The organism is Salinibacillus aidingensis (assembly GCF_039522525.1).
Lineage (GTDB): Bacteria > Bacillota > Bacilli > Bacillales > Alkalibacillaceae > Salinibacillus > Salinibacillus aidingensis.
The window spans coordinates 453,715-480,686 of the sequence record NZ_BAAADO010000001.1; the positions used below are offsets into that span (position 1 = coordinate 453,715).

General features: G+C 39.6%; 32 protein-coding genes. 11 read left to right on the top strand and 21 right to left on the bottom strand.

All coding sequences use genetic code 11. The features are described 5' to 3' along the window. Nucleotides 1–89 precede the first annotated feature (89 nt). Entirely contained in the window at nucleotides 90–914 is an 825-nt protein-coding gene (gene comER, locus ABD006_RS02440) for a late competence protein ComER (protein ID WP_343837153.1), read from the top strand. A 96-nt stretch (nucleotides 915–1,010) separates the two neighbouring features. Here the strand turns inward: comER and ABD006_RS02445 are convergent, their stop codons facing one another. From ABD006_RS02445 to ABD006_RS02485, 9 genes are all read right to left on the bottom strand, one after another. Then, nucleotides 1,011–1,511: a GNAT family N-acetyltransferase gene (locus ABD006_RS02445; protein ID WP_343837155.1), complete on the bottom strand. Its 501-nt coding sequence runs from the start codon at nucleotides 1,509–1,511 to the stop codon at nucleotides 1,011–1,013. A 15-nt stretch (nucleotides 1,512–1,526) separates the two neighbouring features. Beyond that, nucleotides 1,527–2,255: a class I SAM-dependent DNA methyltransferase gene (locus ABD006_RS02450; RefSeq protein WP_343837157.1), complete on the bottom strand. Its 729-nt coding sequence runs from the start codon at nucleotides 2,253–2,255 to the stop codon at nucleotides 1,527–1,529. Between the two features lie 3 nt (nucleotides 2,256–2,258). Next, nucleotides 2,259–2,624 (bottom strand): ribosome silencing factor, encoded by a 366-nt coding sequence (rsfS, locus tag ABD006_RS02455; RefSeq protein ID WP_343837159.1) that lies wholly within the window; start codon nucleotides 2,622–2,624, stop codon nucleotides 2,259–2,261. 17 nt (nucleotides 2,625–2,641) lie between these two features. Beyond that, nucleotides 2,642–3,211, bottom strand: coding sequence for a bis(5'-nucleosyl)-tetraphosphatase (symmetrical) YqeK (gene yqeK, locus ABD006_RS02460; protein ID WP_343837161.1), 570 nt, complete (start codon nucleotides 3,209–3,211; stop codon nucleotides 2,642–2,644). Continuing rightward, the gene (locus tag ABD006_RS02465) at nucleotides 3,198–3,767 is read right to left on the bottom strand and encodes a nicotinate-nucleotide adenylyltransferase (RefSeq protein ID WP_343837164.1); all 570 of its coding nucleotides are present in this window, start codon (nucleotides 3,765–3,767) and stop codon (nucleotides 3,198–3,200) included. Before ABD006_RS02465 ends, yqeK begins: the two co-directional genes overlap by 14 nt. Nucleotides 3,768–3,782: 15 nt before the next feature. Further along, the gene (gene yhbY, locus ABD006_RS02470) at nucleotides 3,783–4,073 is read right to left on the bottom strand and encodes a ribosome assembly RNA-binding protein YhbY (protein ID WP_343837166.1); all 291 of its coding nucleotides are present in this window, start codon (nucleotides 4,071–4,073) and stop codon (nucleotides 3,783–3,785) included. Beyond that, a complete protein-coding gene (gene aroE, locus ABD006_RS02475) occupies nucleotides 4,067–4,915 on the bottom strand; it encodes a shikimate dehydrogenase (RefSeq protein ID WP_343837169.1) in 849 nt (282 codons plus the stop codon). Before aroE ends, yhbY begins: the two co-directional genes overlap by 7 nt. Before the next feature lie 94 nt (nucleotides 4,916–5,009). After that, nucleotides 5,010–6,107, bottom strand: a complete 1,098-nt coding sequence (yqeH, locus tag ABD006_RS02480; protein ID WP_343837170.1) for a ribosome biogenesis GTPase YqeH — start codon at nucleotides 6,105–6,107, stop codon at nucleotides 5,010–5,012. Between the two features lie 3 nt (nucleotides 6,108–6,110). After that, on the bottom strand, nucleotides 6,111–6,626 hold the full coding sequence (locus tag ABD006_RS02485) for a YqeG family HAD IIIA-type phosphatase (RefSeq protein ID WP_343837173.1): 516 nt from the start codon (nucleotides 6,624–6,626) through the stop codon (nucleotides 6,111–6,113). A gap of 409 nt (nucleotides 6,627–7,035) precedes the next feature. Here ABD006_RS02485 and sda point away from each other — a divergent pair, with 409 nt between their 5' ends. From sda to ABD006_RS02530, 9 genes are all read left to right on the top strand, one after another. Beyond that, nucleotides 7,036–7,176, top strand: a complete 141-nt coding sequence (gene sda / locus ABD006_RS02490) for a sporulation histidine kinase inhibitor Sda (protein WP_343837175.1) — start codon at nucleotides 7,036–7,038, stop codon at nucleotides 7,174–7,176. Between the two features lie 174 nt (nucleotides 7,177–7,350). Next, nucleotides 7,351–9,684 (top strand): Na+/H+ antiporter subunit A, encoded by a 2,334-nt coding sequence (locus ABD006_RS02495; RefSeq protein WP_343837178.1) that lies wholly within the window; start codon nucleotides 7,351–7,353, stop codon nucleotides 9,682–9,684. A 2-nt stretch (nucleotides 9,685–9,686) separates the two neighbouring features. Then, nucleotides 9,687–10,025 (top strand): Na(+)/H(+) antiporter subunit C, encoded by a 339-nt coding sequence (locus ABD006_RS02500; RefSeq protein ID WP_343837180.1) that lies wholly within the window; start codon nucleotides 9,687–9,689, stop codon nucleotides 10,023–10,025. Next, nucleotides 10,018–11,505 (top strand): Na+/H+ antiporter subunit D, encoded by a 1,488-nt coding sequence (locus ABD006_RS02505; RefSeq protein WP_343837182.1) that lies wholly within the window; start codon nucleotides 10,018–10,020, stop codon nucleotides 11,503–11,505. Before ABD006_RS02500 ends, ABD006_RS02505 begins: the two co-directional genes overlap by 8 nt. Nucleotides 11,506–11,511: 6 nt before the next feature. Further along, nucleotides 11,512–11,988, top strand: coding sequence for a Na+/H+ antiporter subunit E (locus ABD006_RS02510; protein WP_343837183.1), 477 nt, complete (start codon nucleotides 11,512–11,514; stop codon nucleotides 11,986–11,988). Continuing rightward, a complete protein-coding gene (locus ABD006_RS02515) occupies nucleotides 11,989–12,297 on the top strand; it encodes a Na(+)/H(+) antiporter subunit F1 (RefSeq protein ID WP_343837185.1) in 309 nt (102 codons plus the stop codon). Continuing rightward, nucleotides 12,290–12,622, top strand: coding sequence for a monovalent cation/H(+) antiporter subunit G (mnhG, locus tag ABD006_RS02520; RefSeq protein WP_425542174.1), 333 nt, complete (start codon nucleotides 12,290–12,292; stop codon nucleotides 12,620–12,622). Before ABD006_RS02515 ends, mnhG begins: the two co-directional genes overlap by 8 nt. 659 nt (nucleotides 12,623–13,281) lie before the next feature. Continuing rightward, nucleotides 13,282–14,004, top strand: coding sequence for an RNA polymerase sporulation sigma factor SigK (gene sigK / locus ABD006_RS02525; protein WP_425542175.1), 723 nt, complete (start codon nucleotides 13,282–13,284; stop codon nucleotides 14,002–14,004). 88 nt (nucleotides 14,005–14,092) lie between these two features. After that, nucleotides 14,093–14,266, top strand: a complete 174-nt coding sequence (locus tag ABD006_RS02530) for a hypothetical protein (protein ID WP_343837187.1) — start codon at nucleotides 14,093–14,095, stop codon at nucleotides 14,264–14,266. Between the two features lie 33 nt (nucleotides 14,267–14,299). On the opposite strand, the gene mtnN is transcribed toward ABD006_RS02530, so the two are convergent. Both mtnN and ABD006_RS02540 read right to left on the bottom strand, forming a co-directional pair. Continuing rightward, nucleotides 14,300–14,992 (bottom strand): 5'-methylthioadenosine/S-adenosylhomocysteine nucleosidase, encoded by a 693-nt coding sequence (mtnN, locus tag ABD006_RS02535; protein WP_343837754.1) that lies wholly within the window; start codon nucleotides 14,990–14,992, stop codon nucleotides 14,300–14,302. Nucleotides 14,993–14,994: 2 nt separating this feature from the next. Next, complete coding sequence (locus ABD006_RS02540; protein WP_343837189.1) at nucleotides 14,995–15,768, bottom strand: YrrS family protein; 774 nt, start codon at nucleotides 15,766–15,768, stop codon at nucleotides 14,995–14,997. A gap of 209 nt (nucleotides 15,769–15,977) precedes the next feature. On the opposite strand from ABD006_RS02540, the gene ABD006_RS02545 reads away from it, so the two are divergent. Continuing rightward, entirely contained in the window at nucleotides 15,978–16,226 is a 249-nt protein-coding gene (locus ABD006_RS02545) for a hypothetical protein (RefSeq protein ID WP_343837190.1), read from the top strand. A gap of 75 nt (nucleotides 16,227–16,301) precedes the next feature. Here ABD006_RS02545 and ABD006_RS02550 read toward each other — a convergent pair whose 3' ends face one another. The 10 genes from ABD006_RS02550 to ABD006_RS02595 form a co-directional block, all read right to left on the bottom strand. Beyond that, nucleotides 16,302–18,050, bottom strand: coding sequence for a peptidoglycan D,D-transpeptidase FtsI family protein (locus ABD006_RS02550; RefSeq protein ID WP_343837191.1), 1,749 nt, complete (start codon nucleotides 18,048–18,050; stop codon nucleotides 16,302–16,304). An 89-nt stretch (nucleotides 18,051–18,139) separates the two neighbouring features. Beyond that, nucleotides 18,140–18,616 carry a transcription elongation factor GreA gene (gene greA / locus ABD006_RS02555; RefSeq protein WP_343837193.1) on the bottom strand — a complete coding sequence of 159 codons (477 nt, stop codon included), beginning with the start codon at nucleotides 18,614–18,616 and terminating at the stop codon, nucleotides 18,140–18,142. 127 nt (nucleotides 18,617–18,743) lie between these two features. After that, complete coding sequence (udk, locus tag ABD006_RS02560; protein WP_343837195.1) at nucleotides 18,744–19,379, bottom strand: uridine kinase; 636 nt, start codon at nucleotides 19,377–19,379, stop codon at nucleotides 18,744–18,746. A 38-nt stretch (nucleotides 19,380–19,417) separates the two neighbouring features. Further along, nucleotides 19,418–20,062: an O-methyltransferase gene (locus ABD006_RS02565; RefSeq protein ID WP_343837197.1), complete on the bottom strand. Its 645-nt coding sequence runs from the start codon at nucleotides 20,060–20,062 to the stop codon at nucleotides 19,418–19,420. A gap of 115 nt (nucleotides 20,063–20,177) precedes the next feature. After that, nucleotides 20,178–21,293: an endolytic transglycosylase MltG gene (gene mltG, locus ABD006_RS02570; protein ID WP_343837199.1), complete on the bottom strand. Its 1,116-nt coding sequence runs from the start codon at nucleotides 21,291–21,293 to the stop codon at nucleotides 20,178–20,180. A gap of 157 nt (nucleotides 21,294–21,450) precedes the next feature. Beyond that, nucleotides 21,451–21,738: a DUF1292 domain-containing protein gene (locus tag ABD006_RS02575; RefSeq protein ID WP_044158276.1), complete on the bottom strand. Its 288-nt coding sequence runs from the start codon at nucleotides 21,736–21,738 to the stop codon at nucleotides 21,451–21,453. A gap of 13 nt (nucleotides 21,739–21,751) precedes the next feature. After that, nucleotides 21,752–22,165 (bottom strand): Holliday junction resolvase RuvX, encoded by a 414-nt coding sequence (gene ruvX / locus ABD006_RS02580; protein ID WP_343837201.1) that lies wholly within the window; start codon nucleotides 22,163–22,165, stop codon nucleotides 21,752–21,754. Next, entirely contained in the window at nucleotides 22,162–22,434 is a 273-nt protein-coding gene (locus ABD006_RS02585) for an IreB family regulatory phosphoprotein (protein WP_044158278.1), read from the bottom strand. Before ABD006_RS02585 ends, ruvX begins: the two co-directional genes overlap by 4 nt. Before the next feature lie 64 nt (nucleotides 22,435–22,498). Then, complete coding sequence (alaS, locus tag ABD006_RS02590) at nucleotides 22,499–25,135, bottom strand: alanine--tRNA ligase (protein ID WP_343837203.1); 2,637 nt, start codon at nucleotides 25,133–25,135, stop codon at nucleotides 22,499–22,501. A gap of 745 nt (nucleotides 25,136–25,880) precedes the next feature. Further along, entirely contained in the window at nucleotides 25,881–26,969 is a 1,089-nt protein-coding gene (locus tag ABD006_RS02595) for an AI-2E family transporter (protein ID WP_343837205.1), read from the bottom strand. Nucleotides 26,970–26,972 lie beyond the last annotated feature (3 nt).

Genomic DNA, 26,972 nt, shown 5'->3' on the forward strand with positions numbered 1-26,972 from the left:
TCATTTTTATTTTCATGACCTCTTTTCATAAATAAAGATTTATAATCATACAAATAGAAAAGACAATAGGCTGTAAAGGAGGGTGCGGAATGAAATGGGGAGTCATCGGAACAGGAAACATGGGAAGTGTGCTCATTGACGCATGGTTAACAAGCGGGGTAATTGAACAGGATGATTTGTGGATTCATAATCGAACATTATCCAGAGCCTTTGACATTGCAGACCAGTATCCTTCCATTCATGTATCGACCACTGCAGAAAAAGTTGTTAAGCAGTCGGATATTATTTTTATCTGTGTAAAGCCATTACAAGTGATTCCTTTACTGGAGCAAATCCATAAATATTTACGCCCTGAACAATGTATTGTGTCCATTACCAGTCCAATTTCAGTTGAAGAACTGAATAATACCGTTCCATGTCAGACTGCCAGAATTATTCCAAGTATTACGAACAGAGCCTTACAAGGAGCAACTTTACTGACCTTTCCTGAAGATATTCAGCCGACCATGAAGGCCTATCTTATTCAAAGCTGTAAATTATTTTCAGTTCCGGTTGAAATAGATGAATCCATAACGAGAGTTTCTTCTGATATTGTGTCATGCGGCCCAGCATTCCTTAGCTATTTAATCCAGACGTTTATTCAGGCCGCAAATGACTACGCTCATTTAGACAAAGAACGGGGAATGATTTTTGCTGAACAAATGATTGTAGGGTTTGGAAAGTTGATTGAAGAAGGTCACTATTCACTAAAAAGTCTGCAGGAAAAAGTAACTGTAAAAGGTGGAGTTACCGGCGAAGGTCTTAAAGTGCTGGAAAAAGAAGTCGGGGACTTATTTCATCATATTTATGAGGCAACCCATACTAAGTATTCTCATGACCGAAAAGAAGTTGAACAACAGGTTACTAAATCATAATTCGACATAACCTGAGGAAATCCTTTTATTTTTTCAAATCATCTCCCATATCAGTACAAAGGCACTTAGCAAAAGAGCTGCTAAGTGCCTTTGTGTTTATATATTTCGACCAAGAATCATTAAGTCTCTTTTTGTTCCGTCCATCTCTGCAACACCTGATAAGTGTCCCCATTTTTCAAAATCAAAATGGGAAAACAATCGTAAACTCCGTTGATTATGAGCAAATATAAAAGCAATCAAAACATCAATATTAAGTTCTGGAGATGTACGGATAACTTTCTTCAGCATATCCTTTCCTAGTCCTTTTCCGCGAAATGCCTGGTGAATATAAATACTTATCTCGGCGGTAGCATCATATGCTGGTCTTCCATAGAAAGATTGAAAGCTTATCCATCCGCATAATTGTCCTTCATATTCAGCCACCCACAATGGTCTGCGGTCAGGGGTGTGCTCCTCAAACCAGGGCAAACTGTCACTAACAGTCACAGGCTCCGTATCCGCTGTTGCCATTCTGCCAGGTATGGTTGAATTATAAATATCAATAATGGCTGGCAAATCCTCCGCCCTGGCGTTTCGATATGTAATTGCTGCTGTCATAAAAGGCCTCTCTTTCTACTTCCTGCAGACAAAAAAGATCCGGTCTCCCTGTTCATCCAATTCTTCAGTCGAAAAATCACTATAAATACCGAGCACTTTAAATCCTGCTTCCTCTGCTTTTGATTTATAAAATTCAATAGGGAAAGTCCGCTGAACGTGATACTCATCAAATCTGCTGTAAGAATTATGATCATCCCTGATAAAAAACGTTAAATCATGCTCTACGGATGAAGGATATTCACCTTCATCACAAAACCAGATATAGGATACCTCTTCCCGTACCTCGGCAAAGGTCTCATTAGCAAGAACTTCATTCATGTAAAATTCCGAATGTACATCAAATACAAATAATCCATCCTTTTGAAGCTGCTTATAGACCTGCATAAAACTCTTTTGGATCTCTTCTTCTTCTGTAATATAATTCAGTACATCGCAAAAACTTATCGCCACATCATATTGCACAGGACTTTCAAACGACCGGATATCCTGGTGGACCCAGGTCACGTCGGTACTTTTATTTTGAGCTATCGAAAGCATCTCCTCAGATAAATCCATCCCTGTCACCTCATAATTCAGAGCGTCCAGACGAACGGAGATCTCCCCTGTACCACACCCAATATCCACAATGGAAAGAGCTTCAGGTCGATATTTTTTAAGTGTACTCATGATAAATTGAATCCACAAATCATAAGGGGCCTCACTCATTAATTCATCGTAAACGTACGCAAATTTTTGATAAGACATCGGCTACTCTTCACTCTTCACAAATAAAGTTTCTTCAGGTACCCTCTGTGCATCGCCCCATAAACGTTCCAAGTTATAGTAATTACGCTCCTCTTTATGGAAAATATGACAAACAACATCATCCAGATCGACTAAAACCCAACGAGCCTGCTCATAGCCTTCAAGCTTTTTAACATCCAATCCACTTTCTTCTACTTTATCCTTGATTGCACGGGCTATGGACTGAACCTGACGTTCATTATTCCCATGACATATCAGAAAATAATCAGCAATGAGGGAAACGTCCTTCATATCCAGAGCCACAATGTCTTTGCCCTGTTTATCTTCACATGCTGCTGCTACGATCTGTAATAGATCTTTACTCTCCATTCCTTCCATTCCTCCAATTATGAACTCAAGATTTTTGTAAAATGATTATAAGCATAGAATGTATCAGGATAAATCGTTGCCCCTTTACTCATTAAGAACTCAATTGTATTATGCAGGGACATTTGACAAGCCTCATCCAGGTCCTTCCATGCCATTTCTCTTACTTCATGAACTCCGGGAAAACTCCTTCCAGGCTCAATATAATCCGCTAAAAACACGATTTTTTCTAATTTACCCATATGAGCCCTTCCTGTTGTATGGTACCTGATGGCATCAAGGATTTCCTGGTCTTCTATTCCGTACTTTTGCTTGACTAAATAAGCCCCGGCAGGCCCATGCCATAATTCATGATGGTAATCCAGTAAATCTTTCGGCAGATAGCTTACTGTCTGAATGATTTGTTTCATTTCTTCTTTAGGCCAGTATTTGGCAAGATCGTGAAAGGCTGCCGCTATTTCTGTCTGATATTGATCAGCCTTATAAATCTGTGCAAGCTTGACAGCTGTATCTACTACCCTCTTCGTATGATCAAATCGTTCCTGTTTTAAATACGGCCGAACCTGTTCCAAAGCATCATTCAAATCCATATAAACCCTTCTCCCTTATATAGTCTAATACATCTTCTTTCATCCAGTAATAAACCGGCCTGCCAGCTTCCAGTCGTTCTCGTAGCCGGGATGAAGATATTTCAACAATGGGTACATTTACAAATTTAATCGGATAGGGACTCGATAAAGGATAGCCCTGTCGCTCAACCCCGACAAATTGAACAAGGGAAACTAATTCATCAATTTTATGCCAATGAGGCAGATATTCCACCATGTCTCCACCGATGATAAAATAAAAATCATCATCCGGGTAATCCTCTTTTAGAGCTTTGATGGTATCAAGAGTGTAAGAAATCCCTGCCCGTTCAAGCTCAATCGTTTCCAGGCGAAAATGAGGGTTCCCGCGTATTGATCGTTCAACCATATTTTTGCGATGGTTTGAATCCGTTGTTTTTGTGTCCTTATGAGGTGGAACATAGGTCGGAATAAACCAGATTTCATCCAGTTGAAGCTGTTCATAAATTTCCTCAGCGATAATTAAGTGCCCAATATGCGGGGGATCAAATGTACCACCAAATAATCCGATTCTTCTCATGTTCATCTACCTTTTCTATGGTAATTCAATTTGTTTGTTTTCCGATGATTCCTTGTAAAGGACAATCGTATGGCCGATAAGCTGGACGAGCTCACTTTCAGATTTTTGGGCTATTTCCCTGGCAACATCATTTTTATCCTCAAAATTGTTTTGCAAAATACTGACCTTTATTAATTCCCGTTTTTCCAAAGCTTCCTTTACCTGAATAATTAAATTGTCGTTAATCCCGGCCTTTCCAATTTGAAATATTGGCTTTAAATGATGGGCCTGAGAACGTAAATATCTTTTCTGTTTTCCGGTTAACATGGTGAACCACCTTTCAATTTCTGCTCTAATTCCTGAAGTATATGCGCTGGATGAATGCTTCTGCCTGTCCAGAGTTCAAATGCAAGGGCTGCCTGGTATAGAAGCATTCCATGACCATAATGAATCCTTGCACCCTTTTCCTTTGCTGTTTTTAAAAAACAGGTTTCGATTGGATTGTAAATAATATCACTAACTATTGTGTTCTGTTTTAGGGTTTGTAATTGAAGCGGCATCATTCCATCATTTGGAGCCATTCCAATACTGGTGGTTTGTATAATCAAATCATATTGATGAAGATTCTGCTCTGCTTCTATCAGGGTGTATAGGCTGGTTTTTACATGAGCTTCTCTGATATCAAGCAATCCTTCTGCACGTTCCCTTGTTCGATTTGCTATATCGATAACCGGAAACGCCTCCTGATTTAAAGCATCGTATATCCCTCTGGCAGCTCCCCCTGCACCAATTAGTAATACAGATTTCACACTTGTATCCAACTCAGGGAAGCTTTGCTTTAAAGACCTGATGTAGCCTCTTCCATCGGTATTATACCCTTTCCATGTCCCATCCTGATTTACAACTGTATTGACTGCACCAATGGCTCTGGCACGAGGATCCAGGATATCAGTAAACCGGGTGATCGTTTCCTTATACGGGATCGTAACATTAAACCCATCCACATTCATCCTTCTGAAAGTATCAAAGCTCTCCTTAAGTTCTTCTTCCTTAATTTCATAAGGGCGATAAATTCCATTGATTCCGGTTTCTTTCATAAATTGCTGATGGATCCACGGAGACAGCGTATGTTTTATCGGATTCCCAATCACACCTAACAAGTATCCCACTATAAAACTCTCCCTATGATTGAAGTTTCACTTTTCCTATGTTCATGATTCCCCTTTTATTACCGGGCCAGCAGGCAATATTCATCGATCCATTCTAAATTAATGCCTTACGTACAGATACCCGTACTCCATCCGGAATATAGGCCGTAACTGTCGTATTTCCTTCTGTAACAGTGACCCAGCCCAGCCCGGAGAATACAATATCGGATTTTTCTTTAATATGAAAGGTTTTCGGTTTTAATTCCGGCAGATGTTGCAACGTCTCGTTATTGGGTGGAGACAGCATATCTCCCACGTGATCGGCATACAGTTGATCAGCCTTCTCCGTTTTGGTCCGGTGAATCATTAATTCATTTGAAAAATAACAGACATAGGATCCGTTATTCCCCTTTTCAATATCCAGTCGGGCCAACCCTCCAAAATATAAAGTCTGCTGTTCATTTAATTGATACACACGTGCTTTAATTTCCTTTTTCGGTGTTATCGTCTTCAAATCCTGTTCCGATATATAATGAGCCATCTGATATCGATTGATAACACCTGGTGTATCATACAAGGATGCCTGGTCATCAAGAGGAATATCGATAAACCCTAAAGTTGTACCTGGAAAATAGGACGTTGTAATGGCCTCTTTTTCTCCTGTGGTATCCTGTATCAGATAATTAATAAAGGTGGATTTTCCTGTGTTTGTAGCCCCTACAACATATACGTCCCGTCCACGTCCGAGATCTTCCATTCCTTCTTTGACTTCCTCAATCCCCATTCCTTTTTTTGCGGAAATTAAGAAAACATCCTGAACCTTAAGCCCCAAATCTTTGGCCTCTTTACGCATCCACTGCTTAATTTTATTCGGATTTGTCGATTTCGGTAACAAATCCGCTTTGTTTCCTACTAATAAAATTGGATTATTTCCTGTAAAACGAGGCAGACCTGGAATAAAGCTTCCATTAAAATCAAAAATGTCCACGATATTTACAATTAAAGCATCGGATTGACCGATTTCATTCAGCATTCTTAAAAAGTCATCATCCGTTAAAGACACATCTTGAACCTCGTTATAATGCCTTAATCGAAAGCAGCGTTTACAGGTTATATCTTCACGATTTAATGCGGATGCAGGGGCATATCCTACCTCATTGGGATCCTCTGTTTGTATCTTTGCCCCGCATCCCTGACAAATGATCTCTTCCATATGTTATTCCTCCCAGGTGATTAGGCCTTTTTTGCGGAACCAATTTAAAATCAGTCGCTCTATTTTACGATTCACCTTTGTCATCGCTCCATCTGTTTCTACAACCGGTACGACTAAAATGGTATAGAAACGTGAGGAATTACCGCCTAACACATCTGTTAATAATTGATCACCAACAACCACGATTTCCTCTTTTTTTAAGTTCATTTCTTTTTGTGCTTTTTTAAAAGCTCGGGATAATGGCTTTCTGGCTTTATATACAAAAGGGACATTTAAGGGTGTAGAAAAATGACGAACCCTTTCTTCATTATTATTAGATATCACAGTAACCTGAATACCATGATCTTTCATTAACTTAAACCACGCGACAATCTCTTCTGTGGCATCCTTTTGATCCCAGGCTACCAATGTATTATCCAGATCTGTAATAATCCCTTTAATGTTCTTTTCCTTGAGATTTTCCGGTGTGATTTCAAACACCGTTTTCACATGTTCATTCGGCAGGAACTTCTTTAGCAACACCTTCACCTCTGATTCTACTCTAGTAACAATAACATCATATACAATTTATACATATTGTTCAAAGAAAATTCGTCTATTTAACCTAACTATTTATATGCTGTTCGGTTTTAGTTTTGCCAAAAACCTTTCGACATTTTCCACAAAAATTCGAGTGTGGATAACTTTATTCACACAATCAACAGCTATAAACCAGCACTTTTTATCATTCACACACAACTTATACACATCTTTGTGTGGATAGGTGAATGATTGTGCAATCTTTTCTTTCGTGATAAAGTAAAAATATAAAATTGACAAGCACATGAAAACCGCTCTGTGACAGCGTTTGTCCCTGGTTTTTTATATTATTACAAGGGATGTCAGGAGTTTATGTTAGGAGGTGACCTGCCTTTTATTGGCTTCCCATATGGAACATTTATCTGACGAGCTATTAGTTGAGTCCTATTATAAGGCATGTGAATTAGACTTAAGCAAGGAGTTTATTGCATTAATTGAAAAAGAAATAAAAAGGAGATCCCTTACTCATAAAATTAGACAAACCAGTTAATATGGATGCTCCGTTTATATATTCATCCCCTGGTACAAATAACTTTGTCCCAGGGGATTTTATTTGCTACCCTGCAGGTTTTGTTTGTAGAATAAATGGTATATGAGTCATAGATTCATGATAAAATGAGAAAGATATGTGTGTTCAATCTTTGGCAGGGAGGATTTCGATTCAATGATTTATGCAGTTTTTGCCCCATTAATCATTACATTACTTATACCTTTATTCAGTAAATGGAAAGAAAAAATACATACAGGGTGGTTCCTTCTTCCTGTACCGTTTTTCATTTTCCTTTATTTCATTCGATTCGCCGGTGAAAACTTTACACCTGTATCTGAAGTCTATCCATGGATTCCTTCTTTAGATATTTCCATTGACTTTTATCTTGATGGTTTAAGTCTATTATTTGTTTTATTGATCAGCGGTATTGGCACTCTTGTTGTACTTTATTCCATTTACTACTTACATAAGTCAGAACAACTGAAGCAATTCTATATCTATTTATTCTTGTTCATGTTCTCCATGCTCGGTGTCGTTCTTTCCGATAATGTTTTTGTTCTTTATACATTCTGGGAATTTACATCCCTTTCATCTTTCCTTTTAATCGGGTTTTGGCACCATCGTGAAGGGTCAAGGTATGGAGCACTCAAATCTATGCTAATTACGGTGTTAGGCGGATTTAGTCTATTGGCCGGAATCATTATGTTATCCGTTATAACAGGTACGACAAGCATTCAGGAAATGATTGCACAGACCGATGTGATTGTGAACCATCCGTTCTTTCCACTTTTATTTGTGTTTCTTGTTCTTGGTGCTTTTACCAAATCAGCTCAATTCCCATTCCATATCTGGCTTCCGGATGCAATGGAAGCTCCTACTCCAGTGAGTGCTTATCTGCATTCCGCTACAATGGTTAAGGCTGGTATATTTCTAATTGCCCGTTTCTCACCAATCCTGGGCCAGGAGCCATTATTCTTTGGTGTTATTACTACGGTCGGCCTGATTACTCTGTTCTGGGCTTCCTTTATGGCTGTACGCCAGACGGATTTGAAGGGGATTCTGGCCTTTTCTACAGTCAGTCAGCTCGGTATGATTATGGCTATGCTAGGCTTTGGAACGGAAGCAGCGATATTTGCCGCTGTCTTCCATATTTTAAACCATGCCACTTTTAAAGGAAGCTTATTTATGATTGCCGGAATTGTAGATCATGAAACCGGAACGAGAGATATTCGTAAGTTAGGTGGACTTATGACCTTTATGCCGATTTCAGCAACACTTGCTGTATTTGGGATCTTTTCAATGGCCGGTTTTCCTCTCCCATTCCTGAACGGTTTTTACAGTAAGGAAGAATTTTTAGGGGCCACAGTAGACTTAAATGAATATACAGGCGGATTTCTCGGATTCTTGCAGGAAGCCGTACCTTACATAGCAGTCATCGGAAGTATTTTTACGTTTGTTTATTCTATGTATTTCTTCTTTGGAACCTTCAGAGGCAAATATAAAGAACAGGAGTTGGAAAAGAAACCACATGAGGCACCTGTTGGCATGCTGATTCCTCCTGCTATACTTGTATTAGGAGTTATCCTGATTGGTTTATTCCCAAATGCAGTGAACCAGCCTTTCCTGGTCCATACTGCTGAAGCCGTGTTAGGCGGGGATATCCATACGCATGAATTGAAATTCTGGCATGGGTTCTCTCCAGCCTTTATTATGTCGTTGATTATCGTGGGTGTCGGAACCATTCTTGCTGTAACACGGAAGAAATGGTCCACCGTTTATAACATCTTTCCGCGAAAAGGATTTAATGAGCTCTATAACTTTATCGTGGATTCGATTGAAAGTGGATCAAAGAAGATCACCAATACCTACATGACAGGATCCTTACGCCACTATATGGCCTATATTTTAGGCACAATTTTCGTAATCAGCTTTATCATAATGCTTATGTCAGATGGTTTTGCCATTGATTTCAGCCAGACAGCTGCTATTACCATTCCGGAAATCCTGGTTGGGCTAGTCATGGCGATTGCTGCCATAGCTACCATTTTTACAACCAATCGTTTAGCTGCCATTATTACGGCTGGAGTTGTTGGCTATGGATTATCCATTTTATTTGTACTTTATCGGGCACCTGATTTAGCCCTTACCCAATTGATCGTAGAAACGGTTTCAATGGCATTATTTCTGCTCTGTTTCAAGCATTTACCTGAGTTCAAAAAACTTCCAAGTCACCCTGGTGTTAAATCTGTAAACAGCCTGATTGCCATTGGTTTTGGAGGTTTAATGACATTAATTGGAATTAGTGCACACAGTACAAAACTGTTTAGTCCTATTTCCGACTATTTCTTAGAACAGTCTGTTCCTCAGGGCGGAGGACACAACGTCGTCAATGTGATCCTCGTTGATATGCGTGGGCTTGATACACTATTTGAAATTACCGTTTTAGGTATAGCAGCCCTTGCCATATATGGACTTATTAAATTACGGCATGACAAGGGGGCGAAATAAACATGGAAATATTAATGTCTATTTTAGCTGGTATTCTTTTCGCAACCGCTATTTATAACCTGTTACAAAAACAAATGCTGCGAATTATCATAGGAACCCTTCTTCTGTCTCATGGTGCCCACTTATTCATCCTTACCATGGGACAGCTAAAGGCAGGGAAACCGCCTATTATTGTGGAAGGGGTTGAACAATATACCGATCCCTTGCCACAAGCACTTATTTTAACATCCATCGTTATCAGCTTTGGTGTAACCAGCCTATTATTAGTACTGAGCTATCGGGCATCCAAGCTTAACGGATCAGACAATATGGAAGAATTAAGGGGAAGTGAACATGAGTAATCTAGCCGTTTTACCAATTATCATTCCATTAATATCCGGAATTCTGGCTATATTTTTTGCCAAAAAAACGATAGCTGTCCGGGTCTTTGCACAGGTACTTACAATTGTCAATTTAGCCGTTTCTGTCGGAATTGCGCTTTACGTTATACAAAACGGAACTGTCACTCTGGAAACAGGTGGTTGGTCAGCCCCCTTTGGGATCATTCTGGTCGCTGACCCACTGGCCATCTTTTTGGTGGTCACAACAAATATTATTGCAACAGCAAGTGTGTTTTTTGCGCCAAATTCCTTGTCCCAAAAGCAGGAGCAGTTTTATTTTTACACCTTTTACTTTTTATTGATAAGTGGTGTATCAGGAGCATTTCTTACAGGGGATTTATTTAACCTGTTCGTGTTTTATGAAGTATTACTAATGGCTTCCTATGGCTTAATTGTCTTAGGTGGAGAAAAAGTTCAGTTACGTGAGTCGCTTAAATATGTATTGCTGAATTTATTTTCCTCCATGCTGTTTGTCACAGCTATCGCCTTCATTTATTCCGTTACGGGGACGGTTAATATGGCACAGCTGGGAGAACGCATCCAGGAGGTTGAGCAAACCGGAATTTTAACGACTATCGGGGTAGTGCTGTTCTTTGTTTTTGCGACCAAGGGAGCAATTTTCCCACTTTATTTCTGGATGCCCAAGTCCTATATCGTCCCAAATGCTGTGGTGTCCGCTTTATTCGGTGCCTTACTGACCAAGGTGGGGATTTATTCCATTCTCCGTACCTTTACATTAATATTTTCTCATAATCCTGAAATCACTCATGAGCTGTTCCTATGGTTAGCTGCACTTACGATGATTTTTGGTGTGATTGGTGCCCTTTCAACAGACAATGTAAAGTTGATTATCGTATACAACATTATTCCGGCTGTCGGATGGATGCTAATGGGAATCGGATTATTGAATCATGATGGACTTGCAGGATCTGTCTATTATCTGTTACAGGATATTATCATAAAGGCTGGCCTCTTTTTAATGGTTGGAGCCCTTGTTTATGTAGCTGGAACTTCTGATCTTAAGAAGATGAAAGGACTGATCCATCATTACCCCCTGTTAGGATGGATGTTCTTTATTGGGGGACTTGTCCTGGCAGGCGTACCACCATTCAGCGGTTTTATTGGAAAACTGCTCTTATTACAAGGAGGTATTCAGGAAGGTCGATATGGAATAGTGATCATTGGTTTACTTTCAAGTCTGCTCATTTTGCTATCCATCATGAGAATCTTTACAAGAGCTTTCTGGGGAGAAAAAACAGAGCTTACGAATCCGAATATACAGCTGAATAAGGCACGTCGACTTACGATTCCTGCCTTGGGATTATTGTCCGTTACTGTCATTTTAGGAGTCGGCGCGGAGTGGTTTATGCCTCACATAGAAACGATAACCACCCAATTGATGAATCCTGAAATCTATATTGATTCTGTGTTAAAGGAGTAACCGACTATGGCATTGCAAATTCTTTTTAACTTAATTATTGCCTTTATGTGGATGTTTTTGGAGGAACAATATCAATTTTCAACGTTTTTCTCAGGTTATCTGGTCGGGATTTTACTATTGTTTCTCTTAAGACGTTTTATTCCCGATGCCTTCTATCTGAAACGTGTTTTTAAAGTCATTCGTTTAATTCTCTTGTTTGTTAAGGAACTGATTTTATCAAACTTTAACATTCTAAAGCATGTTTATAAGCCAAAATTCAACGTTAAGCCCGGGATTTTTGCTCTTCCTACAGAATTAAAAAGCCAATGGGAGATAACATTGCTTGCAAATTTAATTTCCTTAACCCCGGGAACCTTGACAATTGCTGTGTCTCATGATTATTCACACCTCTACATACATGCTATGGACATACCAGATGTAGAAAAAGAAATCCGGTCAATTAAGGATACGTTTGAGAAGGCTATATTGGAGGTGACAAGATAAATGGGAGAGGAAGCATTTTTATCCCCAATGTTACGAGCGGTAACGATCATATGTATAGTTGGTATTTCGGTTTCCATTTTTATTTTAATTTATCGGGTTCTAAAAGGGCCTACTAACCCTGACCGTGCTGTTGCACTGGACGCTATTGGTATTAATTTAATGGCTCTGGCTGGTTTACTGGCCATATTATTGGTTACTACTCAATTTAATGATGTTATTCTGCTCATTGGAATTTTATTATTTATTGGTACCATAGCAATAGCGAAATTTTTAGAAAAGGGTGTTATCATTGACAGAGATCGTGATTAGTGTCTTTCTGATTATCGGTACCTTTATAACATTATCTGGTTCTTTAGGTATTTTACGCTTTCCTGATGTCTATACAAGACTACATGCATCCACCAAGGCTTCTACATTAGGAGTGGCCGGCATTCTCATCGGTGCGTTTTTATTTATGTACTTTGATGTTGAAATCATCAGCGGAAAATTGATCCTGGGTATTATCTTTATTTTACTTACTGCTCCTGTCTCAGGGCATATGATTTCCAGGGCAGCCCATAATACAGGTGTAGAGCTTTGGGATGGAAGTATTAAAGATGCTTACAGTGAAGAGAAACAAGATCAGAAGAAATAATGAACATGAGGCTGGAACATAAAAGTTTTCGCTGAAGTAAATTCGAATTATGATAGGTGCAGGGACCACCGCTACAGAAATATACTTCGCTTTCACCCAAGGGCACAAGTGCGACATCTATTCAAACTCCCAAAGGTCGTTTTCATAGTGTCTTCTTTGCCGTGGGCGGCTGGTGAGCCTCCTCGCGCTATCGCGCTTGTCCTGTTACGGCTCTCTCAGGCCCAAGCAGTCATAAGCAGAATCCACTACGTGACAGATAGCGTGTCACTCCATGGATTGCTTATGCTGTCGGGCCTAAACGGTCGCCTTCACTTTTCATTGCGAAGTCTCACCTAGGCCTTCCTCCCACGACGAACAGGACGTTCTAGTGTCGGTGTTGGCACAGGACGTGCCGTTTTAACCGACCAGGAGTCTACGTATATTTCCTCCGCTAAGGTACCCTATACTCTATAATTCGGTTTATGACAAGGCGAATTAGTTATGTCACGGCCTCTTTTTTTTTGATTAATTAAAAATAGAAGTTGATTGCTCATACTTCAGCACTGGCAAAACAAAACAGGTACTTTCACCTATTGTTAAAAATAATTAAAGGTCGGACAGACACAATATTGCACACCTCCTCATAGGCTTTACAATATAGGCTTTTGCCTAAATGTCTCATGGAGGTGTCTTGCTTGTTAAGTATCTTGAAAACACTCGCTGTATTTTTAAAAGAAATGTTCTTTTTTGCCTCCTACATTAAAAACAATGCTTTTCCTCAGCCACTGTCTTCGGAGGAAGAAGCAAAATACTTAAAATTAATGAAGCAGGGAGATGAGCATGCCAGAAATATGCTGATTGAGCATAACCTGAGACTTGTTGCACACATCGTGAAAAAGTATGAAAATTCCCGTGAGGATCAGGAAGATCTTATTTCGATTGGAACCGTCGGATTAATTAAAGGTATTGAAAGTTATTCTCCTGATAAGGGTACAAAGCTGGCAACGTATGCAGCTCGTTGTATTGACAATGAAATTCTTATGTTTTTAAGATCTCTGAAGAAAACACGAAAGGATGTGTCCTTGCACGATCCCATAGGTCAGGATAAAGAAGGAAACGAAATTTCATTAATGGATATTTTAAAAATGGATAATCCAGATATGGTTGAACAAATTCAGACGAACATGGAAATTCAAAAGGTCCATGAATTCTTAAACTTATTAGATGAACGGGAAAAAGAGGTTATAATGAAGCGTTACGGATTAGGCCGTTATAAGGAACTGACTCAACGGGAAATTGCAAGGAACTTAGGGATTTCAAGAAGCTATGTTTCGAGGATAGAAAAACGTGCATTAATGAAGATCTACCATGCCTTTCACCGGGAAAGCCGTAATACAAAGTAATTTTTCACCAATTGGGGGAATGTCCTGTACAGTTTGTTTGTCCCGTGAATAATTTATAATAAACCCAGGGACTAGAGGTGATGGGCAAATGTTCTATGGTGGGTTCTATCCCTATGGATACCCATTTGGATATGGCTCTCCGTACGGTTATGGCAGTTACGGAGGATACGGATACAGCGGTGGAGGATACTGGCTGGCTTTAGCCGTTGTCCTTTTAATCCTGTTAATCATTTTCGGTGGATATTACTACTACAATTACTAATCAGGAGGGTGCCAACATAGCACCCTCCTGATTTTATAATTTGTTCAGCATACTCATAATTAACGTTGCCGCGTTTTTTGCAGCTTTATCTAAAAACTGATCAAAGGAAACAGAGGATTCCTTACCAGCGATATCAGACAATGCACGAATGATCACAAAGGGTGTTCCATACTGATAGCATACCTGGGCGATCGCTGCCGCTTCCATTTCAGATGCCTGAATTTCCGGAAACTGACGACGAACAAACTCCACTCGCTCAGGCTTATCCATAAATGAATCCCCAGTTGCAATTAATCCTCTGACAGACTCTACATCCTGCAAATTAGAAACAGCATTAACTGCCAGGGAAATAAGTGTCTCATCTGCCTTAAAAGAAGCAGGCATTTGAGGAACTTGTCCATATTCATAGTTAAAGGCCGTAACATCTACATCATGGTGGACAATGCGATCTGAGATGACCAGATCTCCCACATCCAATGCTTCGGCAAACCCTCCGGCGGAACCTGTATTGATGACATAATCAGGCTGGTAGCGTTCCAATAAAATGGTTGCAGACATTGCGGCATTAACCTTTCCAATGCCTGATTTTAACAGAACGACACCATGTCCCTCTAAAGTACCTTTATAAAATAAAGAACCAGCTATCTTTTCTTCATGTTCAACTGTCATACGACTCTTTAAAAGTTCAATTTCTTCATCCATTGCTCCTATAATACCGATCATCATGTTCATTCACCACTTTCCTGTTGTTGACCTTCCTCTTTTTCGCTTTCCTCCTGGTCTGTATCTTCCCCTTCAATGTCATCACTAAAATGCTTTTGTTTGATATCATTTTCCTTTAATACTTCGACTTTTTCCGGTTTCCATCCTTCATTTGGGACCCATTGCAAATAGACTCGGTAGGTTTGAGTCTCAGCTTTATCTGAAATAGTTATCTTCACCCTTTGCGGACCGCCTCCATTGGTTACCCACCAGGAAATATAATCTGATCCAAGGCCGGTTGCATAAGCCGCTGCACTCCACATTTCTTCCCAGTCAGCTGTACCTTTTTCGTATGTTGTTTCGTGGGGTTCCTCCTGCTCGGTTCCAATAGGTTCCCAGTCCTTTTCAATGACCTTTAATACATTCGGATCTTCGCTTTCAGTTACAGTAGCTTCTTCTGTGTTCAAATCTGAATTCTCTTCTGTCTGTGAAGAGGATTCATCGTCAGCATTTTCCTGACCTTCATCACTCGTCCCGTTTTCGGTTCCTGCTTCAGATTGCTCTGATGAATCATTTTCATTACCAGTATCAGCTCCTGTTTCTTCTGACTCTGTCTGCTGCCTGGTATCAGACTCACTCTTATTGGCCTGCTCTTCATCATCATTAAAGACAAACGTAAAGACTAAAAATACACTAAGCAGTACAGCTAGTACAATTAAAGTATTCATCAGTTTGGTATTTTTTCTTCGTTTACTAAAACGATCAACTCTTGAACCGTCATCAAAAAATGAATTTGACACCGTATCTCTCTCCCTTCTTCCTTATTATACAACGGTTTTGGCTTGTAACCAACCGCTTTTCGCAGGGGTATTATAGTCCTTACTCCATGACATATGGACAAATGTCCGTCGATTTTCATTTTTTTATGTCTAAATTCTTCTAGTTTTGACATAAGAGAAGGACTTGCCACATATACATCTAATATTCTATGAGAAAAGGGGGCTTTACTATGAAAAAAACAAGTTTTGACCAGGACTTGTGGGGACTCACTCAATTTAATGAAATTGGTTATGATAAATGTCAGGGTAAATTATTTATCTTTTACTTTTCTGGAACAATCCTCGAATTTCAGGAGGTAACAGAAGAGGATGTCTTTAAAATCATTACTTCCCCTAATAAGGAAGACTTGGTTGAAAACGCCTTTAAGAAATGTTTCCCTTTTGTCCACCATCAAAGTCAGGCAGCACTTTCAGGATAAAATGAAAATTGTCATAAAAAACTCCCTTTTCATGGCTGCAGGTTTCCATGAAAAGGGACGTGACAGGTTATTAGGTTATTCATTCTTCTTTAAAATAGCGTCAGCCATTTTCTTATAAATTTGTAAATGGTGTGTTTGTGCTCCAGGTTTATGTCTTAGATCTACTACTGCCATGGCATATTTCGGTTTTTTCTCAGGAAAATAACCGACAAACCATGAATTCTCAAATTCAATCTTTTCATCGTCATCGATATTCAATTCGGCTGTGCCGGTTTTTCCTGCAATGGGCAATTCTCCTAGTGTACTTGCTGTTCCGGAATTTCCAGTAACCAGCTTTAATAAGGAGCGTAGACGTTTAGCTGTCAGGGGACTAATTTGCTGTTCCTTATCCTTATTATTTTTTTGTGAGAATGAAGCCATTTCGGCACCATTTTGATATAAAATCTGATCAGCTATGCGTGCGTCCTGTCTTTTTCCATTGTTTGCAATGTTCGCCATCATATTGGCTGCTGCTAAAGGAGTCACCTTCACATTTTTTTGTCCAATAGCTGTTTGAAAGATGGCGTCTTTTACATGACGGTCAGATTCATCTGCCCAGATTGTTCCTTGTTCTTCATCAGGAATCTGGGTAAAATCCTCATAACGAAACACATCACCTGACCAACCAACCGGACCTATGATTCCTAATTTTTTCGCATACTTATCAATAATCTGTCTATCAGACTCCATTAATTCCAGTGCCAGCTTTGCAAATGTACGATTGCAGCTCTGAGCAAAGCTCTGTTTAAAATTCAACCTTCCTAAATCACGGTCAGCCTCTTCTTCTCCATAGACACCTTTGGAACAGTTAAAACTTCTTGGTTCATCAACAAGTCCCTTTTCTATAGCAGCAGCGGCAATCACTGTTTTGAATACGGAGCCAGGAAAATCTGCCGTAATCGTGTGGTTTCGTATACTATCATTTCCGTATGGATTCTCTGTATCTACATTCGGGCGACTAACCATCGCCAGCACATCTCTGGACTGAACATCCAGCAGAACAAGGCCGCCCTGATTCACTTCATACTGATTAAATAAATCCTCAGCTTTTTTCTGTAGTGGTACATCTAAGGTTGTTTTAATTTTAGCCGGATAAAAATGATTATTATCTCCGGCATACTTTAAATCAAAACCAAACATCGGCCTTCCATGACCATCAACATGAAACAAAAGCTTTTCCTGTTCCTGCGCGACCAAAAAAGGATCAAATGCCTCTTGAAGCCCTGAAATTCCAACAGGTACGGTTTCCTTTTGAGAATTTTCATCATACCTTTTCTGATAAAGAGCGGGATTTTGCCTGACAAATCCCAGCAGATGCTGAGCTAATTGAGGATCTTCATTTTTAAAACGTTCCATCAGGCGAATTCCTTTTAAGTCCATTTTCTTTAACTCATTAAACTGTTCGGACTTTATGCTTGTATCCATCAGACTTGTTAAAAAAGCAGGCTGATCCAGGTTATGTATCTTCTTTTGCAGTGATTGGGCGGAAATATTTAATACCCCGGAAATCTTTTTATAGGTTTGTTCAGCGTTTAACTTTGGAAACAGGATGATATCAAATATTTTTTTATTGGTTAGCGGTTCTCCCTGTCTGGATAGTATTTGTCCCCTGCCGGTCGATAAAACCATTTGATGAGAGCGCTGAGCTACACTTCTTTCTAACAGATTAACATTATCCGGACCAAAACTCTTCGTTGAAAACAGCTGAATATCTGCCAAACGATATATAAGAATACCAAATAGAATGAGGACGATTGATAATAAAATATAGAGTCTTTTTTTCATTGCTGTCACCCAGTAAAAGTGTACCCATGCGGACTGCAATTAAAACAAAAAAAGAGCAAAATGCGTTTACGCACTTGCTCTTTTTTTCTCTAATCCACTTTAATAATTTTTACATTGATTTCCCCGGCTGGAGTGGCTACGGGAACTTCTTCACCCACTTCGCGGCCAAGAAGGCTTTTCGCCATTGGAGAGTCATTGGAAATCTTTCCTTCAAAAGGATCAGACTCTGCACTTCCTACAATGGTGTATGTCTCTTCATCTCCATCAGGGAGTTCCTGAAATGTGACAGACTTCCCTAACTGAACAACATTCTGATTTTCGGTATCATTTTCTATAATCACAGCGTTACGAATCATTTTTTCAAGCTGGGCAATCCTGGACTCAACAAAAGCTTGTTCGTCTTTAGCTGCATCGTACTCAGAGTTCTCGGATAAATCACCAAATCCCCGTGCAATCTTGATTCGCTCTACGACTTCCTGACGCTTTTCCGTTTTTAATTCATGAAGTTCCTGTTCTATTTTTTCTTTTCCTTCTTCTGTCATGTAATAACTTTTTTCTGTTGCCATACCCCAAAACACTCCTTCATCATTAACCATTCAATCAACATTTATGAATGTATTCCAAATTCATTACCAAATTATAGTTACTCTTCTATACTATGGCAGATTTTTTTGATTTTTTCAATACCTATGTTCATATAATCGAACGTTTTTCAAGTATACTACGAACTTTGGTTGTCATCAAATCGATGGCGACCAGATTTTGACCGCCTTCAGGTATAATAATATCGGCATAGCGTTTTGTCGGCTCAACAAATTGCAAATGCATAGGTCTGACAACATTTTCATATTGTTCAATAACCGATTCAATGGATCTTCCTCTTTCTTTAATATCACGCATTAACCGACGAATAATCCGAATATCAGCATCCGTATCTACAAAGACCTTAATATCCATTAAATCTCTAAGGGCCTTATCTTCAAGAACTAAAATCCCTTCAATGATAATAACATCTCTTGGTTCAACCGGAATAACCTTGTCCGATCTTGTATGAAGTTTATAGTCATAGACAGGTTTTTCAATCGACTCACCATTTATCAGCTTCTTAAGATGTTCAATTAACAGATTATTATCAAATGCCAGCGGATGGTCATAGTTTGTATTTAGTCGCTCTTCCAGCGGTATATGACTTTGATCTTTATAGTAATAATCCTGTTCAATGATTAAAATGGACTTATCGACAAAATGCTGGTGTATTGATCTTGTGACAGTAGTTTTACCAGACCCTGTACCTCCAGCAACCCCGATCACAACTGGTTTTTCTGACATGCCGTATAAGCTCCTTTCTCGCCCAATAAGCTAATTTTTCATTCATCTTCTTTCACACTCACCGCAACTCCGTCTCCCACAGGAACAATCGTTGTGGAAAAACTCGGCTGCTGTATCAGCCAATCGTTATACACACGAATTTTCTCACCAATTTTCTTCATTCGGGTGTTTTCTCCGGGTGTTGAAGCAACATATCCCTTAAAAAGGACGTTATCTGAAATAATCATACCACCCTTAGGGACAAATTTTTCATATAGGGTGAAGAATTTCTGATATTGACCTTTGGCCGCATCTATAAAAAGGACATCATAGGGTCCCTTTTTCTCAACAAGGTTCGTTACCTCCAGGGCATCTCCAAAAATAACATCCACATGGTTCTCTTCCTGAGCCTTATGTATATTTGACAGTGCATCCTCATAACGATCTTTGTCTCTTTCAATCGTTACAATATGTGCTGACGGTGCAGCTTCAAGCATACGTAACGCAGAATAACCAATGGCCGTACCAATCTCTAAGATGTTTTCCGGCTGTTTTATACGAATCATCTGCTTTACAAATTCCATGCTTAACGGTTCCATGATGGGAACCTGATGTTCTTTCGCATAGGCTTCCATCTCTTTAGTTAAATTACTTTTTACTGGTAACGTCCCTTGCAAATAACTTTCCAGAGAATCATCTCTCACACTAAGACCTCCTAAGAGCAGTGCTAATAACGATATTAGTTTATCATAAGAAAAGTAGGGTATGCGAATGAAATTCACATGACCCTACTTAAAAGTTTTGCTCATGTAACGACATTTAATCGATATATTGAGCTTTTTTCCTATTATGTTCTTCCAGGGATTTGGAATAGTGAATTTTTCCATTGTCTGTTGCAGCAAGGAAGTATAACCAGTCAGATTCAACAGGCTTTACCACTGCTTCTAATGAGGTCTCGGCAAAATTGGATATAGGACCAATAGGTAAATCTGCATACATATAAGTATTATATGGGGAATCAATTTCCAAATAATCATAGATAACTTTTTCTTTGTGTTCTCCAAGTGCATAGAGAACAGTAGGATCCGTTTGCAATGGCATGCCTTCATCCATACGATTATAAAATACGCCGGCAATTTTTTGACGATCTTCAAAAGTAGTGGCCTCATTTTCTACAAGAGATGCCATGGTTATGGCTTCATGTACAGAAAAATTATGAGCCTCAAATTGGTCCATATATTGAACCACTACCTCTCTCGTTTTATCCAGCATCTTATGAACAATCTGGTCTACAGAAGGATCCTCAGTGTAAAAATTGTATGTAGCGGCAAATAAGTATCCTTCCAGTGGCGCTTTAATGCCTTCTTTTAAAATTGCATCACTTAGTATAACAGGATATGCATCAATCAGATCCTTAACGAATTCTTTATCATTCACCTTCTCCAGAAATTCTTTTTCTGATACTGATGAACGTTTCGAGTAGATATTTGCAATCTCTTCAACGGTTTTACCTTCTGGAATGGTTACCGTAATAACAGGATCTTTCTGCACTGTTCCTGTCTTCAGGTTATCTATAATCTCATCCAGGGTCATCGATGGTGATAGCTCATACTCCCCGGCCTGAAAATCATGTTCATTTTTAAACTTTACATAATAACGAAAAATGGTATCATTTTTGATAATGTCCGCTTCTTCCAGGGTACTTGCAATTGTTGAAACGGTTGATCCTAATGGAATTTCCACTTTTTTAGTTTTATCACTTGAAGGATCGACTGGTTGTAACGCGGATTTTACATAGAAGTATCCTGAAAATCCAATTGCAGCTATAACAATAACGGCTATAGTTAATACAGTGAAAACGATTTTCCGAACCGTTCTGGCCTCTTCATATTGAGTTTTTTTCTTCTTTTTGAAATCATTATCCGAAGTAGACACTTGTCTCCTCCTTTCATCTGGTACATTATACTACAAAATATAGCATGATTCTATTTTTTTAATAAAATTCTCATATTCCCTTTTCATCAAATTATGGGTTCCTAAGATCAAAAAAAAACTGCCTCTTAAAAGGCAGTTTTTCTTCTCACACTCTTTTTCAGGATTCTTCCTCATCTTCCTCTGTAAATGTATTTAACATCTCTTCAATCATATCCCACTCTTCATCAGTCTCAATTTGATAGAGCGTCAGATCATTATCCTTTTCATCCTCTTCAAATCGAAAAGCGAATACCTCCTGCTCTTCTGCCTGTGCCTGTTCTACCGGGACAACAACCATATAAGATTTTTCTGTCTGATCCACATCGAATGTGAATAGTACCTCAAAGAGATGTTCTTCACCTGCTTCATCAGGGATAATAATACGCTCTTTCTCATCTAAAGCCATTCCAATGTCCTCCTTAGCTTTTTGCATCTAAATAACTCTGTAAAATCATCACGGCAGCCATTTTATCGATGACCTTTTTTCGTTTTGCCCGACTCATATCAGCCGATAGTAATATACGTTCTGCAGCCATTGTTGTTAACCGCTCATCCCATAGTTCAACGGGTAATTGGAACTCTTCCTCCATTTTACCGGCAAAATCTTCACAGGCTTTTCCTCGCTCACCAATTGTACCGTTCATATTTTTAGGATGACCCACGACTACCTTTTTTATTTGATGCTGAGTAATGATTTGACGAAGCTCGTCCACTACCTGATGAAACTCTTCTGTCCAGCGTATGGTTTTAATACCCTGAGCTGTCCAGCCAAGCTCATCGCTGACAGCTACGCCAATTGTTTTTTCACCTACATCCAATCCTAATATTTTCATTTATTCGCCTCTTCATGTTGTTCCAGGTAATATTTTACTAACTCCTCAATTAACTCATCCCGCTCAATTCTGCGGATTAACTTCCTGGCATCCTTGTGTCGAGGAATATAGGCCGGATCCCCTGATAACAGGTATCCGACAATTTGGTTTATGGGATTGTAGCCTTTATCCTGTAAAGCAGAATGTACCGTCAATAATATTTCATTAACATCCTGCTCAAAAGGTTCTTCCGAAAAATTAAACTTCATTGTTTGATCATTTGAGCTCATGCCGATTGACACTCCTTATTGGAAAGAAATTCATTTATATTCATTATAAAGCTTTTAGGGTCAATCAGGAAACCGTTTGAACATATTCTTTTGCATATTCTATGGCCTCATCAATCTTTTCAGGCTGTTTTCCGCCTGCCTGAGCCATATCCGGACGGCCGCCACCGCCTCCACCACAGCGGGATGCAGCTTCTTTAATCAGATTACCTGCATGATAACCCTGATCCATTAGATCTTTGGATACGCCTGCAGCTAATTGTACCTTACCATTGCTTACCGCTCCCAGTAAAATAACTGCTGAACCCAGTGTCTGTTTCATTTCATCCACCATGTTTCTGAGAGCATTCATATCGGAAACATCAACTTTGGCAGCAAGCACAGAGACACCGTTAATTTCCTCAACAGAATCGGTAATACTCTTGGCCTCTAAGCTGGAAAGTTTGGCTTTCAGTGACTCATTTTCCCGTTCAACATCTTTCATTTCTGCAAATAATGTGTCAATACGAACCGGAATCTGTTCAATGGTTGTTTTCAGTTTTGAACTTGTTTCCTGAAGAAGCTGTTCACGGCCTTGCACCCATTCATAAGCACCTTTTCCTGTTAATGCTTCTACACGCCGAGTACCTGCGCCAATTCCTGATTCAGAGGTAATTTTGAACATTCCAATTTCAGCAGTATTGGAAACGTGACAGCCTCCGCATAGTTCGATGCTGTAATCGCCAACGGATACAACACGGACTGTATCCCCGTATTTTTCACCAAACAGAGCCATGGCTCCCATTTCTTTTGCTTCTTTAAAGGATTTGATATTGATATTAACAGCGATTGACTCCCATATTTTCTCATTAACTTTTTGTTCAATTTCCTTTAATTCATCTTCGGTTACAGCGTTAAAATGGGAAAAATCAAAGCGTAAACGGTCCGGTGCTACCAGCGATCCTGCCTGATTTACGTGGTCACCGATGACATCTTTAAGTGCCTGATGCAGAAGATGAGTGGCCGTATGGTTTTTAATCGTATGACCCCTTAAGCTTTGATCCACTTCTGCTTCAACCTGATCACCTTTTTGTAAAGTGCCCTCCTCAATGATGACTCGGTGCATGTTTTGTCCATTTGGAGCTTTTTGCACATCTTCAACACGTGCTGAAGCATCGCTGGTTTTAATCGTCCCCTTGTCGGCAACCTGACCTCCACTTTCCGCATAAAAAGGAGTCTGGTTCATGAACAGATAAATTTCTTCGCCTGATTCAGCTTTGTCTGTCCGTTCATCATTCTTAACCATTTCCACAATAGTGGACTGGGTTTTCAGCTGGGAATATCCTGTAAATTCACTATCAAAGGTCAGGTCACGAAGAACACCACTTTGTACCTTCATGGACTCAACCTTTTGTCTCGCCTGCCGTGCACGGGAGCGTTGTTTTTCCATTTCCTGATTAAAGCCTTCTTCATCAATGGTGAAACCTTCATCCTCTACGTATTCTTCGGTTAGCTCTTTAGGAAATCCGTACGTATCATAAAGCCTGAAGACTTCTGTACCCGGAAATACAGAGCTTCCCTTTGTTTTCTCTTTTTCAATGACTTCCTTCAGAATAGCTAAACCATCATTTAAGGTTTCATGGAATCGCTCTTCCTCTGTCTTTATCACGTTGGCTATGAAGGATTGCTTTTCCGTCACCTTTGGATAGAAATCAATCATAATGTCAGCTACATCTTTCACTAACTGATACATAAACGGATCTTCTATACCTAAGTATTTCGCATAACGTACGGCGCGGCGTAATAGTCTTCGTAGTACGTAGCCGCGACCTTCATTGGATGGCAAGGCTCCATCCCCCACCGCAAAGGTTACCGTACGAATATGGTCTGCAATCACTTTAAATGCTGTGTCGTATTCATCCTTCGTTCCATATTTTATCCCAGCAATATCAGACGTATGGTCAATAATTGGCATAAACAAGTCGGTTTCAAAATTTGTTTTTGTATCCTGGATCACACTTACCATGCGTTCGAGTCCCATACCTGTATCAATGTTTTTTTTAGGAAGTGGTGTATATGTATGATCCGGATTATGGTTAAATTGTGAGAACACAAGATTCCAGATTTCTAAATAACGTTCATTTTCCCCACCAGGATAGAGTTCCGGGTCCTTTGGGTTATTTCCATATGCCTCTCCACGGTCGTAGAATATTTCCGTATTTGGACCACTGGGACCTTCTCCAATATCCCAGAAGTTTTCCTCTAAACGAATAATACGCTCCTCCGGCAGTTTGACATCATTCAGCCAGATTTCATATGCCTCATCATCTTCAGGATGGACCGTAACGGATAAACGTTCAGGATCGAACCCTATCCATTTTTCACTGGTCAGAAACTCCCAGGCAAACTCAATAGCTTCTTTTTTAAAATAATCCCCGATAGAAAAGTTACCCAGCATTTCAAAAAAGGTATGGTGACGAGCTGTTTTCCCGACATTCTCAATATCATTGGTACGAATTGATTTTTGTGCATTACAGATTCTTGGATTTTCCGGAACAACAGATCCATCAAAATACTTCTTTAATGTCGCGACACCGCTGTTAATCCAAAGCAACGTTGGATCTTCAACCGGCACCAATGATGCACTTGGCTCTATACTGTGACCTTTTTCTTTAAAATAGTCCAGAAACATCTGTCTTACTTCAGCTGATTTTAAATGCTTCATTTTCTTTTCCTCCTTCAATTTTATCCATAAAGATTGTGTTTCCATCATTCGTTGCAAATCCGATTCCAATTCATATGTGCGTCCACAAAAGTGTTCAAAAGAAACAGCAAACTTTCTGAAAAGGACTTAAAAAACATCAAGTATAAAAAAACTCCCATCTCTGCAATAAATGCAGGGACGAGAGCTGAGGTCGCGGTACCACCCTGATTATGGATTATCATCCATCACCTTTTGCGTTCTAACGGCACGCTGCCGGCGGGGATTAGCCGCACTCCGGATTAGCTTTCCAGGACCTTATATCTGAAATTCCTTCCAGCCAATGGGAATCTCTCTCTAATTATGGGATCATCCCCATAACATTAGATAGTATCCTGTACTCAGATCCTTCAACGATTTCCTATACTCGTATGATTATGCCGATATTATAGACAACTTTCAAAAACATGTCAAATGGAACGAAAAGCGGAGGCGACCGGTTAGGCCCGACGGCATAAGCAGAATATCCGTAGTGGCCGCTTTCTGGCCATGGAGGGTATTCTGCTTATGACCGCTTGGGCCTGGGAGCCGCAGCTGGACAATAGAAAAGCGAAGGCGACTGTTAAGGTCATGCGGTATAAGACGAAGACATGGAGTGGCATGGGTTTGTCCACGGAATGGCTTTGGCTTATATCCGCCTTGACCTAGGAGCCGCAGCTGGACAAAGAAAAGCGAAGGCGACTGTTAAGGTCATGCGGGACTTATAAGATTATCGATTGGCCTTCTTAGACCTCCATGCTTCTTTCATATTTTTCACAATTGGAGTTGGTTCTGCAAAAACTTTAATGACCGTTAGTACAGGAACAGCTAGAATCATTCCAGCAATACCAAATGATTCTCCCCCTATTAACAGAGCAAGAATGATTAAAACAGGGTGCACATGCAGAGATCTTCCGACGATATACGGCGACAGAAGATTTCCTTCAATCAGCTGGACACTGACGACGGCCAGAATCACATACAGCACCTTATTGGCTGATATCGTGAAAGCAATTAAAACAGCTGGGATGGCGCCTAATACCGGACCAAAATAGGGAATAATATTGGTGATTCCCATGAAGGTACCAAGCAATAAGGGATATTTCATATTGATCAGCCACATCAATAAAAAGGAAATCACTCCAACAAATAAACAGACTAAAAATTGCCCCCGAAGATAGCCGCCAAGATTCCGGTCAATATCTTTTAGTACCGATTGATAATGTCCCTTTTTATTTTCTGGACCAATCGCTAAAAAGGATGCTCTGAATTTTGGAAAGTCTTTTAAAAAATAAAAAACAAGGATGGGAATCACCGCAATCATAACGATTACATCCGTGATTCCGGTAAGGGAATAGGCAATATTGGTTAATAAATCTATAAGTCCCTCTTCCAGCTTCAAAAATGCTTCGTCCATTTTATCGTGGACATCTTCAGGGAATTCTGAAGTACTGACATAAAGGTTGTAAATCCATTCCTGGTAAGTGTCAAACAATTGGGGCAATGAATGAATTAAACCCTTTAATTGTTTGACAAATGTGGGAATCGCTTTATAAATGGCAGCCCCAATCCCACCAAAGATGACAATATAAATGACCAGAATGGCTGTCCACCTTGGCATAAAGCCATCAAGCCAATTGATCAGGGGATAGAGTAAGTAGGCAATGATCGCGGCAATTAAAATCGGAGTTAAAATCGTCATTAAAAAAGAAAAAGCAAATTGATAAAAAGGATAGGTTTTTAATAATAAATAAAACAGAATCGAAACAATAACCGCAATCCCGAGTATATATAACAGTCTTTTCTCTCTATTCGTCATCCA

Excerpts from the sequence above, each read along its gene's own strand:
- comER (WP_343837153.1), top strand. The coding sequence starts at position 90 with ATGAAATGGGGAGTCATCGGAACAGGAAACATGGGAAGTGTGCTCATT.
- ABD006_RS02445 (WP_343837155.1), bottom strand. The coding sequence starts at position 1,511 with ATGACAGCAGCAATTACATATCGAAACGCCAGGGCGGAGGATTTGCCA.
- ABD006_RS02450 (WP_343837157.1), bottom strand. The coding sequence starts at position 2,255 with ATGTCTTATCAAAAATTTGCGTACGTTTACGATGAATTAATGAGTGAG.
- rsfS (WP_343837159.1), bottom strand. The coding sequence starts at position 2,624 with ATGGAGAGTAAAGATCTATTACAGATCGTAGCAGCAGCATGTGAAGAT.
- yqeK (WP_343837161.1), bottom strand. The coding sequence starts at position 3,211 with ATGGATTTGAATGATGCTTTGGAACAGGTTCGGCCGTATTTAAAACAG.
- ABD006_RS02465 (WP_343837164.1), bottom strand. The coding sequence starts at position 3,767 with ATGAGAAGAATCGGATTATTTGGTGGTACATTTGATCCCCCGCATATT.
- yhbY (WP_343837166.1), bottom strand. The coding sequence starts at position 4,073 with ATGTTAACCGGAAAACAGAAAAGATATTTACGTTCTCAGGCCCATCAT.
- yqeH (WP_343837170.1), bottom strand. The coding sequence starts at position 6,107 with ATGGAAGAGATCATTTGTCAGGGATGCGGGGCAAAGATACAAACAGAG.
- sda (WP_343837175.1), top strand. The coding sequence starts at position 7,036 with ATGGAACATTTATCTGACGAGCTATTAGTTGAGTCCTATTATAAGGCA.
- ABD006_RS02495 (WP_343837178.1), top strand. The coding sequence starts at position 7,351 with ATGATTTATGCAGTTTTTGCCCCATTAATCATTACATTACTTATACCT.
- ABD006_RS02500 (WP_343837180.1), top strand. The coding sequence starts at position 9,687 with ATGGAAATATTAATGTCTATTTTAGCTGGTATTCTTTTCGCAACCGCT.
- ABD006_RS02505 (WP_343837182.1), top strand. The coding sequence starts at position 10,018 with ATGAGTAATCTAGCCGTTTTACCAATTATCATTCCATTAATATCCGGA.
- ABD006_RS02510 (WP_343837183.1), top strand. The coding sequence starts at position 11,512 with ATGGCATTGCAAATTCTTTTTAACTTAATTATTGCCTTTATGTGGATG.
- ABD006_RS02515 (WP_343837185.1), top strand. The coding sequence starts at position 11,989 with ATGGGAGAGGAAGCATTTTTATCCCCAATGTTACGAGCGGTAACGATC.
- sigK (WP_425542175.1), top strand. The coding sequence starts at position 13,282 with ATGGAGGTGTCTTGCTTGTTAAGTATCTTGAAAACACTCGCTGTATTT.
- ABD006_RS02530 (WP_343837187.1), top strand. The coding sequence starts at position 14,093 with ATGTTCTATGGTGGGTTCTATCCCTATGGATACCCATTTGGATATGGC.
- mtnN (WP_343837754.1), bottom strand. The coding sequence starts at position 14,992 with ATGATGATCGGTATTATAGGAGCAATGGATGAAGAAATTGAACTTTTA.
- ABD006_RS02545 (WP_343837190.1), top strand. The coding sequence starts at position 15,978 with ATGAAAAAAACAAGTTTTGACCAGGACTTGTGGGGACTCACTCAATTT.
- ABD006_RS02550 (WP_343837191.1), bottom strand. The coding sequence starts at position 18,050 with ATGAAAAAAAGACTCTATATTTTATTATCAATCGTCCTCATTCTATTT.
- greA (WP_343837193.1), bottom strand. The coding sequence starts at position 18,616 with ATGGCAACAGAAAAAAGTTATTACATGACAGAAGAAGGAAAAGAAAAA.
- udk (WP_343837195.1), bottom strand. The coding sequence starts at position 19,379 with ATGTCAGAAAAACCAGTTGTGATCGGGGTTGCTGGAGGTACAGGGTCT.
- ABD006_RS02575 (WP_044158276.1), bottom strand. The coding sequence starts at position 21,738 with ATGGCTTTAGATGAGAAAGAGCGTATTATTATCCCTGATGAAGCAGGT.
- ruvX (WP_343837201.1), bottom strand. The coding sequence starts at position 22,165 with ATGAAAATATTAGGATTGGATGTAGGTGAAAAAACAATTGGCGTAGCT.
- ABD006_RS02585 (WP_044158278.1), bottom strand. The coding sequence starts at position 22,434 with ATGAGCTCAAATGATCAAACAATGAAGTTTAATTTTTCGGAAGAACCT.
- alaS (WP_343837203.1), bottom strand. The coding sequence starts at position 25,135 with ATGAAGCATTTAAAATCAGCTGAAGTAAGACAGATGTTTCTGGACTAT.
- ABD006_RS02595 (WP_343837205.1), bottom strand. The coding sequence starts at position 26,969 with ATGACGAATAGAGAGAAAAGACTGTTATATATACTCGGGATTGCGGTT.